The sequence below is a fragment of the Streptomyces sp. NPDC057428 genome, from assembly GCF_042803195.1.
In the GTDB taxonomy this organism is placed as follows: domain Bacteria; phylum Actinomycetota; class Actinomycetes; order Streptomycetales; family Streptomycetaceae; genus Streptomyces.
On sequence record NZ_JBHVCT010000077.1, the window covers coordinates 1 to 18,534 of the forward strand.

An 18,534-nucleotide genomic window follows, 5' to 3' on the forward strand; every position below is an offset into this window, starting at 1 on the left:
CGCGGCCTGGTGCATGCTGGAGGCGAACGATCCGGGGGGTGTGATGCCGATCGCGTACAGGTAGGCGGCCTCGTAGTCCCCCTCGCTGAGGGCCGACGCCGTGCCGACCGCGTCGGCGATCTGGGTCAGGAAGCCCACGCCGCGCGGCCGGGCCCAGGAGTCGACGGCGGCCTGCAGCTCACGCGCGCGGTCCTTCTCGCCGCGCATGGCGGCCAGAAGGGCCAGATAGGCGCGGCTGTGGTAGCCGAACAGGACATGGCCGTGGGACGTCGTCAGGTTCAGCACACGCTCTCCCGTGCGCTCCGCCTCGTCCCACTCCCCGACCGCCATCTGGTCGAGCATGATCAGATGCAACATGGTCATGCCGTTGGCCACGGCCCCCGTCTCCACCTCTCGGTCGACGGTGCGCTGCAGAAGGGGGCGGTAGTGGCTCAGCGTGTCGACGTGATATGCGGCGACGGCCAGGCGTGTGACGTCCCACGGCTCCATGGCCGGGAGATCGGCGAAGGCGTTCTCCACCCGTTTGCGCAGTCCGGCCCCGCGGCTCACGACGTCGCTCCAGGCGTCCTGGTAGATCAGTGAGCTCGGCGGGACCAGGTCGCCCATCGAGCCGAGCAGTTCATGGGCGCGCTGCCACACCGTGTGATCGCTGGCGTACTGGTTGATGGCGAGCAGGAGGTTCACCAGCCGGTTGCTGACCTCCGGCGGCTCCTTGAACCCCTCGTCGCGCATGTTCTCGATCGCCGCCATGACCTGGCGCGGGGACGAGCGCACATCACCGTCCTCGTACAGCGCGACGTACGCCGAGGTGAGCACGGAGGCCGGGGATTCCTGTCGGCCCTGCGTCACGTCGGAGTGGACAAGCTGCTGCGCCTGGCCCAGGAGGGCGGCATGCCCGGCGATGAACGCTGCGTCACCCAGCCGCCTGGAGCGGTCCTCATGGCTCTCGCTCAGCTCCGCGGCCCGGGTCAGCCAGGTCACGGCCGCCATCGCGCCACCGCGCCTGGTCGCCGAGTCCGCCGCCTTCTCCAGCGCGGCCGCCACCTGCTCGTCGGGGTCGAGCGTCGCCGCGGCCAGGTGGGTCGCGAACCGCTCCACGTCCTCCCGGTGCAACCCGGCCAGATCGGAGTGCGCCGCGCGCCGCTGGTTGGGAGTGGCCATCTGGACGACGGTCGACCGTACCAGGGGGTGCCGGAAGACAAAGTCACCGCTGACCGGGTCGATGTCCAGCAAGGCTGCGGCCACCGCCTCGTCGGCATCCCTCATGCGGTAGCGCAGGCCGCCCGTACTCCCGGCTCCCGCCCCCGCGCCGTCCAGGGCGCCCCGCAGCAGCTCCCCGCGTACCGCGTCGCCGAGCCGCTCGATGCGGGTTCCGTACACGTGCTGGAGCCGGCGGGGCAACGGAACCGCGTGGCATTCGAACAACTCCTCGGCGCTGTGCCCCAGATGCCCGCCGCTCACATATAGAGGAAGCTCCAACAGCGCCAGCGGATTGCCACGGGCCTCCTCCAGGACCAGGCGCCGGGTGTGCCCGTCCAGCCCCGGGTGGTGCAGGTCCAGCAGCTGTTCCGCGGCCTCGTCCGGCAAGACCGTCACCGACAGTTCCGGCAGGGCCGCCGTGTCGAACCGCGACGGGACCTCGGCGCGCAGACCCACCACGAGTTTCACGGAACTGCCCGTGAGCCGGCGCCCCACGAAACCGCACACCTCGGCGCTGGACGAGTCCAGCCACTGGCCGTCGTCGAGCACCAGCAGTATCGGCTTGCGCGATGCCGCCACGGACAGCAGGTCGAGGACCGCGATGCCGAGTGCCATGACCGACGGAGGCCGTCCGACGGTGCGCCCGAAGACGGCGTCGAACACGGCTCCGTGGCCGGCGTCGAGGCCGTCGATGAAGGGGAGCAGCGGATACAGGAACTGGTGCAGGCCGGCGAACGGAAGGTCGGACTCAGCCTCGACTCCGGCGGCCCTGATCACCCGGTACTCCTCCTGCGCCAGATCCGTGACATGGTCCAGCAGAGCGCTCTTGCCCACTCCCGTCTCGCCCCTCAGGACGAGCGACTGTCCCTCGAGTGCGGCCACGAAGGCGGACAGTGCCGCCTGCTCCCCGTCCCGACCGACCATTGTCCTGACGAGCGACTCCACGGTCCCCCACTCCTTTCACCGCCGGCAGGACCGGCCCGATCATCGCGGAACCCTGAGTCCCGCCACCGCATCGAGGGGTGGTACATGCCGGATGACGGGTGCGTTTGCTGGATGTGCCCGGAGGTGTGGTCTGCTGGGCCTTGTTTCACCAGGCAGCACATGTGTCCGGTCGAAGCACCTTTTCGCTCATTGTGGTCGAAAATTCTCCATACGCGGCCAGAGTAAAGGGAGCCGCATATCCGATCAACCATGTAACGGCCGACGTCGATGACGGAACGCGTGTTTCCCATGGCGGTGGACAAGCCGTCGCAGCATGTCACAGCAGCGATACCGTCCCATCCGTCACCGGTGGGCGGCACGTCCGTCGCCCGGACCGCAGGCTCACACGTATCTACGACGTAAGCTCAAACACGAGCGGTGCGGCCCGCGCGCACTCGACAGCCAAGAGGTTTCCCACATGACGTCCGGTGCGGCAGACGGCAGGGTCCTTGACGAACTGAGCGGTTACAGCGACGGGCCGTTCGCCCTAGTGGAAGCGTACGCCACGCAGCGCGCCCGGTTCCTGCGGTATGTGGCCGGTCTCGACGCAGCGACGTGGCGGACGGCCACCCGATGCTCCGAGTGGAACGTCCACGACGTGGTGCGTCACGTCCGCGACGTGGCCGCGCTGCACGTGTTCCAGCTCGGTGGTCCCTTTCCCGGATTCCGTCACACGCGGGAGTTCGATCCGGTGGTGACCCCGACCGAGTGGCTGGCGGCGTCGTCCGGGGAGAGCCCGCAGGACACGGTGCTGGAGCTGGCTCGGCTCGTGGAGGAGGAGCGTCTCCTGCGGGCCAAGGCGGAGACGAACCCGTCCGAGACGATCACCGGTGCGTTGGGCCGGACCCTCGACTGGTCTGTGCAGTCCATCCATACGTTCTGGGACGCGTGGATGCACGAGCGGGTCAGCGTGACGTACGTCATGGGGTCAGTGCTTCAGTAGTGCATCTCAGTCGACTGACGGATGCCACGGCCCTGGCGACTCCGTACATTGAAGACATCGGACGGAAACGTCCACACGGACAACAGACGCGAGTGCCTCGCACTCAGGGAACCGAAGGAGAACCGGCACTGCAAACGCCCCGGGCTCGTATGAAGACGGGCGGTACACGGCCTTGACGGGCCAATCCAGGGGTAGACCAGAAAAGGCCGGTCCTCCGTACGGTGCCCGAGGTGGTCACATGTATTCATCGACGACACACCGTTCTGCTAGCGTGACCAGTCCAAATCCTCCTCCTTCCGAACAAGATTGATGGTCATGTCATCATGTCCGCCTGCCTACATGTCACACACACGTGTCGTGGCCCGGCAACTGGCCGAAGCGGGAATGACGGCGTACGTCGGAGCCCGCCGCGAAGAAGCCGGGCGGAGGGCGGAGCGCGAACTGCGTGCCTCGGGATCTCGACGCGCGGCACGTGCCGCTGGACCCCGACGAGTACGTTCGGTGGCTAGCGCCGCCGAACTGGTCGAACGGTCCAGTGGACGCCTGGACGTCCTGGTCAACATGGTGGGACTCACCTCGTCCCTCGACGGGACGCTGAGAATTCGACGGACGGCTTCAGAGTGGGCGCTCCCTGTCCGACTCGCCCTGGCCGAGGATTCGTTGCTCACCGCGACGTCCACCGGTCCCGACGGCGTGTGCTCGGGTCTGTCAGCCCAGGCACCGGGCGGCGAAAGCGGCACCGGCAGGGTCCACGTCGTCTGACGAGCACGCCCGTCCCGACCGTCCGCTGTCCCCACGTGTTCTCGCCGCCGGCCCGTCGGGGCGAGGCCGCCCCCAGCACCGCCCCGAACGGAGACCGCCGATGACGCACCCCGCCCGCCGCCCGATGCGGTGCGACGCGGAGGCGAACCGCGCGCGTATCATCGCGGTCGCACGCGAGGCCCTCAGCCAGGATCCGGACGCGACGCTCAAGCCCATCGCCAAGCTGGCCGGAGTCGGCCCGGGTACCGTGTACCGGCACTTCCCCACCCGCGAGGACCTGCTGGTGACGGTGTACCGGAGCGAGGTCGAGGCCCTGCTCGACACCGCTCCCCTGATCGCCCGGCAAGATCCCAGGGCGGCACTGCGCCACTGGCTGGAGCGGCTCGCCGCTCACGGGCGGACCGGCAGCGCGGCGTCCCAGGCCGTGCGGGCCGCCACCCGTGCGGACCCCGAGAACCCGTACTACACGCGTATCCGCCTCGTTCTGACGGAGCTGATGGCCGCGTGCAGGACGGCGAAGCAGCTGCGCAGTGACGTCACGGCCGGTGAGGTTCTCCTGCTCATGTCCTACGTCTGGAACCTCGACGGCTCTTCCGACCCGGAACATACCGCCTGCCGTGTCCTGGACATCGTCATGGACGGCCTCTGCCCCGGCACTGCCCCAACCCATCGCGTCATGAGCACTCAGGATTCCGCCATGACGTGATCCTCGTCGGAGGAGGCACGGCCGGCTCCGTGCTCGCGGCCCGCTCGCCGTCGGCCCGGCGACCACGCCCGACGACGTCCTGCTCGCCTGCCTCGACGGCGCGGTGGAAGCCGGACACCGCAGGGCCCGCGACATCAGCGGCGGCCTCGAAGAGGGCTTCTCCCCGGTCGCGGCTTCACCATCGGCGTCTCACCGATGCGGCCGCTCAGTCGCGGCACGTTCGATCAGCACGCCTCCGTCATCCCCTCCAACAACACCAACGCCACGGTTTACGCCATCGCCGAGCGCGGCCGCCCTGACCCGGTGCAGCCGCTGCCCTCCCGCCTCTCCTATTACGCCGTAATAAGTAACCGCTCGCCACACCTGAACGCCGGACACGCCCGGATGTGCGCGGCGACTTGAGGCGGCCATACATGTTCCGAGGGGCCGAAACATTTGGGAGAGTCGCGTGCCGAGGAGGCATGCGCCTTTCCCACCGACATCCAGGGATGTCCACGATGGGACATGCCACAAACATGACACGTAGGCGCGCATAGAACCGCGGCGCCAAGCACAGAATCCCCAGACCGGTCCGCGCACTCTCTGGGGGTACAACTTGTCGCTTCCCTCCTGCCGCCTCAGCAGATTGACCGCGTTGTGCGTCGTCGCGGCAGTGCTGGCCGCCTCACCCACACACGCCGCCATATCCCGACCCGCTCCCGCGTCCATGTCCGCGCCGTCCGGGACACCCGCCGCTCAGACGGTCACCCTGGTGACTGGTGACGAGGTCATCGTCACCAGGGACGCCGACGGCACACCGAGCCATGTCGTACGGGGTCCGGACGGCAGATACACCGGATTCGAGACCCACCGGTCCGGCACGGACACCTATGTGTATCCGCGCGAGGCGCTGCCGTATCTGGCCGCCGGATCGCTGGACCGGGAGCTGTTCAACGTCACCCGGCTCCTCGCGTACGGCTACGACGACGCCCACCGCGACCGGCTGCCGCTGATCGTCACCTACAGCGGCACCGCCCCCTCTCGCGGCCTGGCGAGAGCGCGGGGCGTCGGTGCGACGCGAAGCCTGACGAGCATCGGGGGCGCCGCACTGGACGCGGACCGGTCGGACGCCTTCTGGACGTCGGCAACGTCCGGCGGTACGGCGGCACACCGTGACGGGGGCGCGCCCCGGCTGGGGCTCGGCATCGCCAAGATCTGGCTGGACGGGAAGGTGAAGGCGGACCTCGCCGACAGCACCGCCCAGGTCGGCGCGCCGAAGGTGTGGGCGTCGGGCAACACCGGCAAGGGCGTGGACGTCGCGGTCCTCGACACCGGTGTGGACGCGGAACACCCAGATCTGGCCGACCGTGTCGTGACGAGCGAGAACTTCACCGAGGGGGAGTCCGCCGTGGACGGCAACGGCCACGGAACCCACGTGGCGTCCACCCTGGCCGGCACCGGTGCCGCCTCCGGCGGCCGCGAGAGGGGCGTGGCGCCGGGCGCGCGCCTTCACGTCGGCAAGGTGCTCTCCGACGACGGCGAGGGCCAGACGTCCTGGCTCCTGGCCGGCATGGAGTGGGCCGCCCGCAACCAGCACGCGAAAATCATCAGTATGAGTCTGGGCGGTCCGCCCACCGACGGCACCGATCCTCTGAGCACGGCAGTCGACCGGCTCAGCGAGGAGACCGGAGCACTGTTCACCGTGGCGGCGGGCAACTCAGGCCCCGAGGGCTTCACCGTGGGAGCGCCGGGCGTGGCCGACGCCGCGCTGACCGTCGGAGCCGTGGACGGCTCCGACGTCCTCGCCGACTTCTCCAGCCGCGGCCCGCGGCCGGGCGACCGGGGCGTCAAACCCGACCTCACGGCTCCCGGGGTGGACATCCTCGCGGCACGCTCCCAGTACGCGCCCGAGGGCGCCGGCCTGTACCAGACCCTGAGCGGCACCTCCATGGCCACGCCGCACGTCGCGGGCGCCGCCGCTCTGCTGGCGGCCGAGCACCCGGACTGGACGGGCCGCCAGTTGAAGGACGCACTGGTCAGCACCACCCGCGCGACCCCCCGGTACAACCCCTTCGAGGGCGGCACCGGCCGACTGGACGTCGCCGCGACGACGGCGGCCACCGTGTTCGCCACCGGCAGCGCCGACTTCGGCCTGCGCACCTGGCCGACCGCACCCGGCACGACCACCGACCGGAAGGTGACCTACACCAACACGGCAGACACCCCGGTCTCCCTCCGTCTGTCGACGGGCACCCCGGACACGGCCGACGGCCTGTTCACGGTGTCGGCCCCGCGACTCACCGTCCCGGCGCACGGCACCGCCTCCGTCACCGTGACCGCGCACTACGACCAGGTGCCCGCCGACCGGGCGCTGGCCGGCTTCCTGACGGCGGACGGCCCCTCGGGCATCCTCACCCGCACCTCCCTCGGCGCCGCCGAGGAGGGTGAGCGGCACCGGTTGACGCTCAAGGCTCTGGACCGGGCCGGTCAACCACTCGGCGGCACCGTCATCCTGACGGCGAAGAGACTGTGGCTGCCGCTGGAACTGGACGCGTCGGGCACGCTGGACCTGCGGCTCCCGCGCGGCACGTACACCGCCTGGCTGGACACCTCGTTGACGGGCACCCACGGGCCGCACTCACTCGGGCAGGGACTGCTCGCGGTCACCGACATAGACCTCGGCCAGGACCGTACCGCGGTCTTCGACGCGAGGAAGGCCCGCCAGGTCAGGTCCGTGCCGCCGCGGTCGAGCACGGCCGACGGCGCACGGGTGGATCTCTACCGCGGGTTCGCCGACGACGACTGGTCGTCGTCGGCCCGCTGGCAGGACGACTCCACCGACAGCATCTGGGCACTGCCCACCGGCAGGCGGGTCACCGAGGGCGAGTTCGTGTTCGGCACCCGCTGGCGGCTGAACCAGCCCGCTCTGAGCGTGGACTCGGGCGACCAGGTCTTCGACGACCTGCGCGTGGAGCGCGCCGCCAGCCCGCTGCCCCGGGGACGCCACCGCCTCGACACGGTGTTCGCCGGTGACGGAGCACGGGCCGCGTACTCCTCTCGCCACGTGCAGGGCAAGGCCGCCGTGGTGCGCCGCGACGACGCCGTGCCCGTCGAGGAACAGGCCGCGGCAGCCGCGGCGGCCGGCGCCCGGCTGCTCCTGGTCGTCAACGACGCGGCCGGCCGTCTGCAACCCTGGCCCGACGGCACCTGGTCGCCCGTCACTCCCCCGCCGCTGACGGTGGCCACGCTCACCCGCGACGAAGGGGAGCGCCTCATCGCCCGGGCCACCGCCGGCCGAGCGCGCCTGGACGTCTCCTCCCGCCCGGTCACGGAGTACGTCTACGACCTGACCCACGACTATGAGGGCTCCATCCCCTCGGACCTCACCCACCGCGCCGGGCAGCGCAGCCTCGCCCGCGTCGACGTCTCCTTCCGGAACTTCCGGGCCGGCCGGGCGTTGGAGTCCCGCGGCGACGTGGCACGGGCCGGCAGCAGCGCCCTGAACCCCTCACGGGCACCCGCCGTGGGAGAACGGACGGACTGGGTCACGGCCGGCGAGCCGTTCTCGGAACGCGCCGAGATCCCCTACGAGCAACGGCAGTACGCGCCCCCGGTCACCCGCCGTCCGGGCACGGCCGACGGCGTCAGCTGGTTCGGTCCCGTCCAGCGGCCCCGGCTGACCGACGGCGACGCCCCGGTCCGTCAGGACGACAAGATGTACGTGTCGGTTCCCGGTTGGGGCGACTCCGGAGCGGCCCATCTGGGCAGCAGCTACGGCAACTTCGACGCAGCCAACTACGTCAAGCTGTACCAGGGCGACACGCTCGTCCGCGAGACGAGCCGATACCAGCTCACCATGACGGTCAGCGGGCTCAGTCCCGATCCGCTCCCCTATCGCCTGGTGTCGGAGAACTCCCGGGACACCTGGCCCGCTCCCTACTCCACCGCCACCCGCACCGAATGGGGCTTCACCTCCGGCGCCACAGCGGCCGGCGAGCAGGCCCAGTTGCCGCTGATCCAGCTCGACTACCGGGCCGGCACCGACGTCGCGGGCCGGGCCGGGCGCCACAGCGACCTGACGGTCAACGCCTCGCACCTGTCCCGGTCCGTCGGCACCGCCACCGTCCGCACGGTGAGCCTGGACGTCTCGTACGACGACGGTGTCACCTGGCGGCGTGCGGATCTGCGCCACTCGGCCACAGGTTGGCACACGCGCCTCGACGCGCCCCGCACCGCACGATTCGTCACCCTGCGCGCCCGCGCCGCCGACACGCGCGGCAACAGTGTGCGGCAGGACATCACCCGGGCTTTCGGGCTCAAGTAGGCCAGAGGCGGGCGAGGGCCGCAGCGCGTCCTCGCCCGCCCCCGGTGCCGCGTCGATCAGCCCGCGCGGACGCCGGTGAGGAAGCGGCCGGCCAGGTCGACGCTCTCGGTGAGTGTGGTGGCCTGCTGTCCGAAGTCCACGAACAGTTCGTGCACACCGGCCTCGGCGGCAGCCCGTGCGTAGTCGACATACTGGTCGAGCGTTCCGCGCCGCGGGACCTCTTCGGTGCCGGCCTCCATGTCGGTCAGCTCGACGTTCACGCGCAGCGCCATGCGCAGCGCGGAGGGGTCGCGGTCCGCCGCCTCGGCCTCCTTCACGATAGCGGCCCACATCCCCATGAGGTACGGCAGTGGCATGGCCACCGGCAGCCAGCCGTCGAGCCTGCGCCCGATTCGGCCGAAGCCCCGGGGCGTGAACGCCGCCAGCAGGACGGGCGGTCCGGGCCGCTGGTGCGGCTCGAGTCCGACCTTGGTCTCCGGAATGGTGAACAGCGGCCCCTCGTGGCTGTAGAGGTCGCCGGCCCAGTAGCCCTCCAGGATGTCGAGCGTCTCCTCGAGCCGCGCGCCCCTGCCTTCCCAGGGCACACCTACCGCGGTGTACTCCTCCGGCATCCAGCCGAGCCCTAGGCCGACATCGAGTCGGCCGCGGGAAAGGATGTCGAGGGTGGTCAGCGACCGGGCGAGCATGAGCGGCGGCTGCCACAGGCCGTTCAGCGTGCTCGTCCCCAGCCGGACCCGGCTTGTGTGCGCTGCGGCGAACGACAGCGCCACCAAGGGGTCCATGTGGTTCTCGAAGGCTCGTGGCATCACGCCGTCGCCGCTCGGGTACGGCACGCTCGGGGTGACCGGGGCCAGCACGCGGTCGCCGCACCACAGGGAGTCGTATCCCATGTCCTCGGCGGTGCGGCTGACCTCGATAATGGCCTCCGGCCCCGCGTCCGGACCGAAGGTCGGAAGGGCCAGTCCTAGTCGCATGTGTGTTTCCTCCACTGGGCGGCACGTGCTCATTTCTCGTCACATGTCGCGGGCTGTTGCCGAGCCTGGGCCGATGGTCGCCACAACTATAAGTATCTACTGGTCGCCCGCGGCGACCGGTGAACTCCGTACGTGGGTGACGCGCCGACGAGACACCCGAGGAGGTCGCCGACCGCCCGGCCGGGACGATAGCCGTAGGAGTCCGGATGAAAGACCGGCTCGGCCTTTGCCTCCAGCACCCCGGCAACCACCGTCTGGGCGATACGATCCCCGATCGTGGGCACGCCCAGCGTGCGGACGCCCCCTTTCTTGGGGATCTCCACCGCACGCACCGGGGGCGGAAAATAGGTGCCGGAGGAGAGACGATTCCAGATCCGGTACAGATTGTTCTTCAGATCCTTCTCGAATCCAGCCGGTCTCCGGCAGCCAGATCCTGATGTGCTCGTGGTCGCCGGCACCGGGGTGAGCGAGGGTGACGGTCACCTCGCAGTACGCCGGGACCCCGGTGGCCGGGGGCGGGGCCGGCTGGGGCGCCACCGCGGGGAAGGTGACGGTGCCGCCCGGTACCGCCACACCGGGAGTGGCGCACCGGATGGGCCCCTCCCGGCCCCTCCCCGTCAGGCTGACCGCGGGGATCTTCGCGGGGCTGAACCGATGTCGCCGGCCCGCCGCCTCGGCCGCGGCGAGCACAGCTGCGAGAGCGCCGAGCGATCGCCACCCCGTTGTCCCGCCCAGCAGACCGCGGACTCGGTCCCGCCCCCGCCCCGCCCCGCGCCATCGGCCCGGGCGCCGTGACCGTCAGGCCCTGGCCCAGCGGAGCCTGATCGTGCGGGCCTCGGGGCGCAGCGCGAACCCGGGCCGCACGTCGGGGCCGCAGGACCGGGAGCCGAGCCCGTGCTGGGCGGCGTCGACGATCAGGTAGGTCGTGGTCGAATCCGGCAGCTCGTACGGGTGTCCCGCTCGTGCGATCTGCTGGGGGGTGTGCCGGGCGAGCGTGAAGCCGGGGCGGCGGCCCAGCCGGTCCGCGAGGGCGGTGACGTGCAGCACCTCGGTGTCCGCGCTCGCCAGCGTCAGCCGTCGCAGCCCGGCGCGGTGCCCGGTCTCCTGCGGCCTCGCGTAGTCGACGCCGATGTCGCGGACGGCCGAGGAGAAGCGCCCGGTGCGGGCCGCGCGGGCACTGTCCGGATACGACTCCAGCGGGCCCAGGCCGAACCACGTGACGCCGTCGACGGGAGCGGCGCCGTCGGGCAGGTCGAAGCGGATCCCGATCCGCGGCCACACCGTCGTCCAACCGCTCGACGGCTCGATCTCCACCCGCAGTTCGAGCTCGTCGCCCTCGACCGACCAGACGGACTCCGTCATCACCCACGACGCGGAGTTCGCCGCCGAGACCCGGTCGACGGTGCGCAGGGCGTCCGCCGTACAGGTCACCGAGAGGCGGCGTGCGGTCAGCCGGTCCAGGCCCTCGCGCCGCCAGAGTTCGGCGTGCGAGACACCGGCGACGGTGGCGTCGCTGTCCTCCAGGTCGTCGGACGTGCCCTCGTCGTTGTCGGTGGGGGCGCGGAACAGCTCCAGCCGCGGGCCGGTCACGGCGCGGCCGGCCAGGCCCACGAGGGACCCGCCCGCGAACTCCGCGAACGCGAGCCTCAGCGTGCCGTCGCCGAGCCGCCAGCCGGACCGGTGCCGGACGGCGGGCGTGGGACGCGGCGCCGACCGGTCCGACTGGGCCGTGGCGACGACGTGCTCGGCGGGCGCCCACGAGGTGGGGGCGGCGAGGACGGCGTCGAGGGTGAGCCACGTCTCCGCGTCCCGCGCCACCGGGACCGGGGGCAGCGGCACGCGCCGAGTGCCGCCCACGGCGACGACCGGGACGTCCAGGTCTCCGCGGGCCACGATGGTCCCCTCGTGCTCGACCCGCCAGACGAAACGCAGGTCGCCGGTGTCGGCCGAGTGCCGCAGGTTCGTGACGGCGACCTCGTCGGCGTCGAAGGCGAAGCGGATCGGCTGGACGACCGCCTTGTATTCGTGGAGGCCGGGGGTCGGGACGTCGTCGCTCAGCACCAGGCCGTCCATCACGAAGTTGGCGTCGTGGACGACCTCTCCGAAGTCGCCGCCGTACCCGAAGTAGGGCGTGCCGTCCGGGGTCGTGGTCAGGATGCCGTGGTCGCGCCATTCCCAGACGAAACCGCCGTGAAGTCTCGGATGCCGGTCGACCAGTGCCTCGTACTGATCGAGTCCGCCCGGTCCGTTGCCCATCGCATGGGCGTACTCGCAGAGCAGGAACGGCTTGCCGCGCTGCCTCACGCTCTGCGCGGGAGTGCAGTCCATCAGGGTCGCGGGGGAGTCGTCGGCCGCGATCCGCTCGATCTCGGGCACGGACGCGTACATGCGCGAGTAGACGTCCGTGTACTCGCCGGTGTGGTCGCCCTCGTAGTGCACGGGCCGTCCGGTGTCGCGGGCGTGGACCCACGCGGACATCGCGGCGAGGTTGCTTCCGGTGCCCGCCTCGTTGCCGAGCGACCAGATCACGACGCTGGGGTGGTTCTTGTCCCGTTCCACGGTGCGCCGGATCCGGTCGAGGTACGCCTCGCGCCACGCGGGGTCGTCGCTGGGGTTGCCGGTCCAGTCGACCTTGTCGAAGCCGTGCGTCTCCAGGTCGCACTCCAGCACGACCCAGAACCCGAGTTCGTCGGCCAGATCCAGCAGGCGGGGGTGCGGCGGGTAGTGGCTGGTGCGGATCGCGTTCACGTTGAACCGCTTCATGCGGGCGAGGTCCTCGCGGGCGTGGTCCTCGTCGAAGACCCGGCCGCGCTCGGGGTGGGCCTCGTGGCGGTTCACGCCGTGGAAGACGACGCGGCGGCCGTTGACCAGGAACCGGTCGCCACGGATCTCGACGGTGCGAAAGCCCACGCGCAGCGCGACGCTCTCCGCCGCCGACGACACCGTGGCGTCGTACAGCCGGGGCCGTTCGGCCGACCAGGGCTCCACGCCGCCGACGTCGAACGGGACCACGTCGGCCGCCGTGGCCCACGTCCTGTCGACACCGAGTTCGGGGATGCGCAGCGTGACCGGGAACGCCGCCGCGTCGGCGGTGATCTCCGGGTCCACGCTTGCGCGCCCGTCCTCGAACCCGGTGCGCAGCCAGACGTCCTCGATGCCGGCGGCGGGCCGGGCAATCAGGGTGACGTCACGGAAGATGCCGGGCAGCCACCACTGGTCTTGGTCCTCGAGGTAGCTGGCCGCCGACCACTGGTGCACCCGCACGGCGACGACGTTGTCCCCCGGCCGCACCGCCCGCGTCACGTCGAACTCGTGGGTGAGGCGGCTGCCGGCCGCACTGCCGATCTCGACGCCGTTCACCCACACCCTGAACAGCGACTCCACCCCGTCGAACCGCAGCAGGACGCGCCCGGTGCCCGACCAGTCGGCGGGAATCTCGACGTGCCTGCGGTAGTCGCCGGTGGGGTTCTCGTCCGGGACGTGGGGCGGGTCGATGGGGAACGGGAACTGCACGTTCGTGTAGAGGGGCCGGCCGTGGGCGCCGTCGTCCCGGAGCACCCAGTGCGAGGGCACCGGGATGTCGTCCCAGTCGCTGTCGTCGAAGCCCTCGGCCGCGAACTCCTCCGCCACCGAGGCCGTCGGCGACAGGCGAAAGCGCCAGGGCCCGTTCAGCGGGAGGCGGGCGACGTCGGAGTGCAGCCAGGAGCGGGCCGGGCGCAGCGACCCGCGTCCGGGTGCGGTGTCCGAGACGTACGCGGAGGATTCGCAGGGCACAGGGTCACAACCCCTTCTTGGTGGCGGAGGGTCCGGGCGGGCGGAGCGGGCGTCTACCGGAGCACGACGGTGCGGATCTCCCAGGGCCCGAGGGCGAGTTCGAGACCGTCCGGGACCGGTTCCGCGCCCAAGGGGCGGCCGAGCAGGTCCACCGTGGCGGCCTCGGTGAAGTCGCCGGTCACACGGACGCTCGTACCCGCGTCGCTCATCGCGGCCAGCCGCACCTCGGTCCCGCCACCGCGCTCGTCGTCGGCGACGCGGCGGACGCACGAGACGAGGACGTCCTCGCCCTCGACCCGCACTCCGCAGGCGTCCGGCGGCAGTTGCCCCCCGACGGGTGCGCTGCCCCGGACGACGAGCACGTCGTTGCGGAACTCCTCGGCGAGGGCGACCGCGCCGGCCGCTTGCCAGCCGCGCGCCGAGGGCAGGACGGCGATCCGGTTCTCGATCCGCACCCCGAGTTCCTGGGCGCCGGGTGCGGGGATCTCGCTCGCCGCCGGCTCGTCGCGCAGGGGGTGGATGTTGACGCTGATCGAGCCGATGGCGCGCAGCAGGGTGAGGGCCAACTCTCCACCCTCGTCGACGAGTTCGTACTCGCCGCAGTGGTCGAGCAGGACGGTGGCGGCACCGGCCGAGACGAACGAGCTCGCCGGGAAGGTCGGCAGCGGGTACTCGCCCCAGCCGCCCTCCGCGGTCAGGCCCCGCTCGGTGACGGCGAACTGCCCGGCGGACGCGGACACCGTCGCCGGTTCGGGCAGCGGCACGTGCAGACGCAGCCGGTGGTCGGCGGACTGGTTCAGGAACGCCGTGGTCAGGCGGACGAAGGGCTCACCCGCGCGTACCTCCACCAGCGTCTCCACCGGGGTCGGCACGGTCCGTTCGCCGCGCAGGTCACGGTCGTCGGACAGCGCTGCGGGCCACTCGTAGACGCGGGTGACGCGGGTCCTCGCGCGCAGCGGGCCGCTCTCCAGCGGTTCTACCGTGACCTGCGTCGGCCGGGACACGAGGGTGTCGTGCGCCGGGGGAGCGTAGTTGTAGCTGTCGCCGCGGTCGCCCCCGTCGACGAGGCGGCCGACTCCGCGCAGCACGGTGCCGTCGGCCCCGGTCACGTCCAGGGTGCCGTCCGCGGCGATCACGGCCTCGACCAGGTGGTTGGACAGCGTGCGCGCCGTCGCGCTCGCCCGCGCGGGCGCGACGGGCGCGGCGCTCCCGTCGCTCGGGCCGACCCGGAAGCTCGCGAGCCCCGAGGCGGGGACGGCCACGGGCACCAGGGCGGTGGCCCGCGCCTCCTCCAGCGTCGCCACCCGCCACTGCCCCGGATGCGCCACGGCGGCCTCGGCAACCTCGCGGCGCAGGACCATCAGGTCGAACGGACCGGCGGTGGGGACCTCGGCGAGGTGGAAGACGAGGGAGTGCGGGGCGATGTCGTAGCGGTCGATGAGACGGCCGAAGAGCTCGCGCCGGTGGATGCGGCGCAGCACGCGCTCCAGGTGCGAGGCGTCCATCCGTTCGTCGCTGAGCACGGTGGGCGCCTCGGAGACCAACTGCACCGGACGGACCGAGCCGTCCGCGCCCGTCGCCGCCAGTGCCGATCCCCGCTCGGGTGCGGCGACGTCCACCTCGACCAGCGCCGAGCGGGGGAAGGGCAGGGGGTTGGCGACCAGATGGGCGTCGCCCGGCACCCGGGCGGCCGGTGCGGCGAGGGCCGCGTCCCGGACCGCGCGCGCCGCCTGCGCGGCTTCCGCCAGCCGGGCCTCCACCTGGTCACAGGTCTCGTCGGTGCCGGAGCCGACGACCGAGTCATGCGCCGTCGACTCGATGATCTTGTGCCAGGCCAGGGAGAGGAACGGTCCGGCGCCCTGTCCGGACCACAGCGCGTTCATCCGCTCGGCGTGGTCGACGGTGCGCTCGGCGACGGCCATGCGCTGCTTGAGGCCGAACCGTACGGAGAGCACCCCTGGCAGGATGTTGCCGCGCACATGGCTGCGCAGCTCGCCGGTGATGACGGTGGACACCTCGTCGCGCACGTGCGTGCGGATGTACTCGTCGAGCGTCGCGACGGTGATGGCGTGCTGTTCGCCAGAGGCCCGCCGCAGCCAGGACGCCAGTCGCGGGTCGGGCGCGTTGTGGTCCGTCCCGGCCATCGCCAGCACCGGATCGCCGCCCCAACGTCCGGCGGTCGCCCGCGCGTACTCGCCGAGGGCGGGGCCGATCCTGTCGGGGACCAGCAGGACGTCGAGGCCGTTGTCGTAGCCGTCGAAGAGGAACTCGGTGCGCACCTCGGAGCCGTCGGGGGCGCGCCAGCGGAAGGCGTGGCCCTCGACCGTGCCGGGCACACCGCGCCACAGGGCCGCGTGGGCGATGCCGGCGCGCGCCAGGATCTGCGGCATCTGGGCGATGTGGCCGAACATGTCGGGGAGGTAGCCGATCGGCATCGGGCCGCCGAGTCGTGCCGCGGCCTCCCAGCCCATCCGCAGGTTGCGCACGATGGTCTCGCCGGAGCAGAGGAATTCGTCGAGCAGGATCAGCCACGGCCCGATGGCAAGCCGGCCGGAGGCGACCAGGGCCGCGACCCGGTCGCGGTTCTCCGGCCGCATCTCCAGATAGTCCTCGATCGCGGCCATCTGCCCGTCGACGGTGAACCGGAAGTCGGGGTCGGCCTCGGCCGCCTCCAGCACGCTGTCGAGGGCGGCGACCAGCCGGTGCCGGAACACCTGGAACGGCTCGTACCACTCCCGGTCCCAGTGGAAGTGGGGCACGAACACGGCGGATTTCTGCATCAGGAGCGGGGCCTTCTGTGCGGGCGGGGCGCGGTGTACTCGGCGCCCGCCGGGTGTGCGGTCGCCTCGGGGGACCGGCGGCGGGCCCGGTGCGGCACAACCGCCGGGGGGCGGGCCGCGCAGTCGTGGGCCGGCGCAGTCGTGAGCCGTCTGAACACCCCTTACGGGATGTTGTTAATTGGTGGGAAGTGTGCGCTCCCGTGCGGTCGGGTGTCAAGGCTCCGTGTCACACATGTCCGGCGGGCCGGCCGCCCGCGTCCCCTTCGACGGTGGTCGGCGGCCCTCCCCTTCACGGCCCGAGGACCCCGGAGGTCCCTTCCACCACCACGTCCGAGCAGCCCTCGGCGGCCACGAGGGCGGCCTCGGGGAAAGCCCCGGCGGCCGTCCCCGTCAGGCGGTTGCCGGTGACGGCGAGTCCGCCGACCGAGCGGGCGCGGACGACCGGGGCCTGGGCGTCCATGAACTCGTTGCCGCTGACGCGCACGTTGCGGTGCACCGGGTGAGCGGGGTCGAGGACGGTGCTCGTCGGCGCGACGAGGACCGCGGGCGTGGCCGGACGCAGGAAGGTGTTGTCCCGGATCGTCAGGTCGGCGACCGGCCCGGACTCGTACCACTCCTCGGCGTCGGCGGAGACGTAGACGCCGGCCATGGTCACGCCGTCGAAGACGTTGTTCTCGATGACGACCGGCTGCCGGGTGGTCACCAGGACACCGCGCGTGGGCACGTTGACGAAGTGGTTGCCCACGACGGCGACCGACGCCGTGGCGGTGACGTTCTCGGCGACCCAGTACTCCGGCGTGACGGCGGACGGCAGCGGACGGTCCAGGCTCACGGTCATCAGGCGACGGTCGTACGCGTCGCCCCGGTCGTGGGGGCCGTCGACGGCGGTGACGCACGCGGTGTGGCCGGCCGCGCCGTCCAGGGTGGCGCGAGCGGTGAACTCGATCGTGTCCCCGGCCCGGAACGCGGGGAAACCGGCGGTCTCCGGGTGCCGGTAGGCCAGCGTCACCACGTCGTCCGCGACCCGGTCGACCAGCACCAGGTAGGTGCCGTGGACGTTGACCGGGTCGTCGTGCGGCCCGTCGAAGACGCAGTCGGCGATCCGTACGTGTCCGGCCATCGACGACAGGTTGATGAAATCGGCGAACCCGGCCGACGTGCGACCGGTGGCCGGGTCGGCGCGGAACCGGACGTCACGCACGGTCAGGTCCCTGCTCATCTGCCCCACGAGACCGAAGCCGTGCAGATAGTGCGCCGAGACGTCGCAAACCTCCACCCGCTCACTGCCGCACACGAACGCGCCCGGGTGGTCGCGCACCGTGGTGCGCATCTGGTAGACGAGCCCGACGTCGCGGGGGGCGTCGGCGTGGCGGTAGGCCAGGCGCAGGCGCCGGCCCGGGAGTTCGCGGACCGCGGCCACGTCGTCGAACAGGGGGTTGCGGTCCCGCCACGTGCGCCGGGCCGCCGGATCGTGGACCTGCGTGTACTCCATCGCGTCCGTGCCGCTCCAGTATGGCTCGCCGTCCCCGGGGCGCGCCTCGCCGAGCCAGGTGACGGTGGTGCCGTCGATCCGGAAGCGGGTGTCCGCGGGCAGGGCCAGCTCCCGCCAGGCCGTGACCCCGTCCGTGCCGGCGTCCGCCACCGTGGCGTCGACGACCCGGGGCGAGACGTAGTCGAAGGAGAACCCCTCGAACCGGACGTCGGCCGAGTCGATCGCCGCGAACGCCGTCTGCGCGCCGTGCAGCACGAAGGCCGCGCCCCGGCCGTCGACCACCAGGTCGCGGGCGTTCTCCACGAGCAGCGCGACGGTCTTGGACAGGTACCGCCGGTCGGCGCCCACGGTGTTGGAGACGTACAGTACACGGCGTTCGGCCCGCTCCGGATACAGGTGGTACCGGCCCGGCGGGAACCGCACGGTCACCGGGTGCGACACGGCACAGGCCGTGCGCAGGGCCTCGGAGACCGCCGCAGCGCTGTCCTGGGTGCCCCCGGGGTCCGCGCCGAACTCCGTGACGTCGACCGTGGTGCGCAGCGCCACACGTACTCCTCGTTCGGAAGCGTTTCGGAAACGGGCCCACGTCGTCCCGGCCGACTCACGGAACCGACGT

10 protein-coding genes are annotated in these 18,534 nt (G+C 71.8%); 5 read left to right on the forward strand and 5 right to left on the reverse strand.

Annotated elements, in window-relative coordinates; genetic code table 11:
* Nucleotides 1-2,145 (reverse strand): ATP-binding protein (locus ACFU5K_RS24510; protein ID WP_384065293.1); only part of this gene is annotated, 2,145 nt, incomplete at its 3' end.
* Between the two features lie 457 nt (nt 2,146-2,602).
* On the opposite strand from ACFU5K_RS24510, the gene ACFU5K_RS24515 reads away from it, so the two are divergent.
* The 5 genes from ACFU5K_RS24515 to ACFU5K_RS24535 all read left to right on the forward strand — a co-directional run bounded on the left by ACFU5K_RS24515 (nt 2,603) and on the right by ACFU5K_RS24535 (nt 8,898).
* Nucleotides 2,603-3,127, forward strand: a complete 525-nt coding sequence (locus ACFU5K_RS24515; RefSeq protein ID WP_384065295.1) for a maleylpyruvate isomerase N-terminal domain-containing protein — start codon at nt 2,603-2,605, stop codon at nt 3,125-3,127.
* Between the two features lie 339 nt (nt 3,128-3,466).
* Nucleotides 3,467-3,889 (forward strand): SDR family NAD(P)-dependent oxidoreductase, encoded by a 423-nt coding sequence (locus ACFU5K_RS24520; protein ID WP_384065297.1) that lies wholly within the window; start codon nt 3,467-3,469, stop codon nt 3,887-3,889.
* Between the two features lie 100 nt (nt 3,890-3,989).
* Nucleotides 3,990-4,595: a TetR/AcrR family transcriptional regulator gene (locus ACFU5K_RS24525; protein WP_384065299.1), complete on the forward strand. Its 606-nt coding sequence runs from the start codon at nt 3,990-3,992 to the stop codon at nt 4,593-4,595.
* 195 nt (nt 4,596-4,790) lie between these two features.
* Complete coding sequence (locus tag ACFU5K_RS24530) at nt 4,791-4,997, forward strand: hypothetical protein (protein ID WP_384065301.1); 207 nt, start codon at nt 4,791-4,793, stop codon at nt 4,995-4,997.
* Between the two features lie 349 nt (nt 4,998-5,346).
* Nucleotides 5,347-8,898, forward strand: a complete 3,552-nt coding sequence (locus ACFU5K_RS24535; RefSeq protein WP_384065303.1) for a S8 family serine peptidase — start codon at nt 5,347-5,349, stop codon at nt 8,896-8,898.
* Between the two features lie 56 nt (nt 8,899-8,954).
* On the opposite strand, the gene ACFU5K_RS24540 is transcribed toward ACFU5K_RS24535, so the two are convergent.
* From ACFU5K_RS24540 to ACFU5K_RS24555, 4 genes are all read right to left on the reverse strand, one after another.
* Nucleotides 8,955-9,872 (reverse strand): TIGR03619 family F420-dependent LLM class oxidoreductase, encoded by a 918-nt coding sequence (locus ACFU5K_RS24540; RefSeq protein ID WP_384065305.1) that lies wholly within the window; start codon nt 9,870-9,872, stop codon nt 8,955-8,957.
* A 798-nt stretch (nt 9,873-10,670) separates the two neighbouring features.
* Nucleotides 10,671-13,646 carry a glycoside hydrolase family 2 TIM barrel-domain containing protein gene (locus tag ACFU5K_RS24545; RefSeq protein WP_384065307.1) on the reverse strand — a complete coding sequence of 992 codons (2,976 nt, stop codon included), beginning with the start codon at nt 13,644-13,646 and terminating at the stop codon, nt 10,671-10,673.
* A 53-nt stretch (nt 13,647-13,699) separates the two neighbouring features.
* The gene (locus ACFU5K_RS24550; RefSeq protein ID WP_384065309.1) at nt 13,700-16,426 is read right to left on the reverse strand and encodes an alpha-mannosidase; all 2,727 of its coding nucleotides are present in this window, start codon (nt 16,424-16,426) and stop codon (nt 13,700-13,702) included.
* Nucleotides 16,427-16,715: 289 nt separating this feature from the next.
* The gene (locus ACFU5K_RS24555) at nt 16,716-18,464 is read right to left on the reverse strand and encodes a right-handed parallel beta-helix repeat-containing protein (RefSeq protein ID WP_384065311.1); all 1,749 of its coding nucleotides are present in this window, start codon (nt 18,462-18,464) and stop codon (nt 16,716-16,718) included.
* Nucleotides 18,465-18,534: the final 70 nt, after the last annotated feature.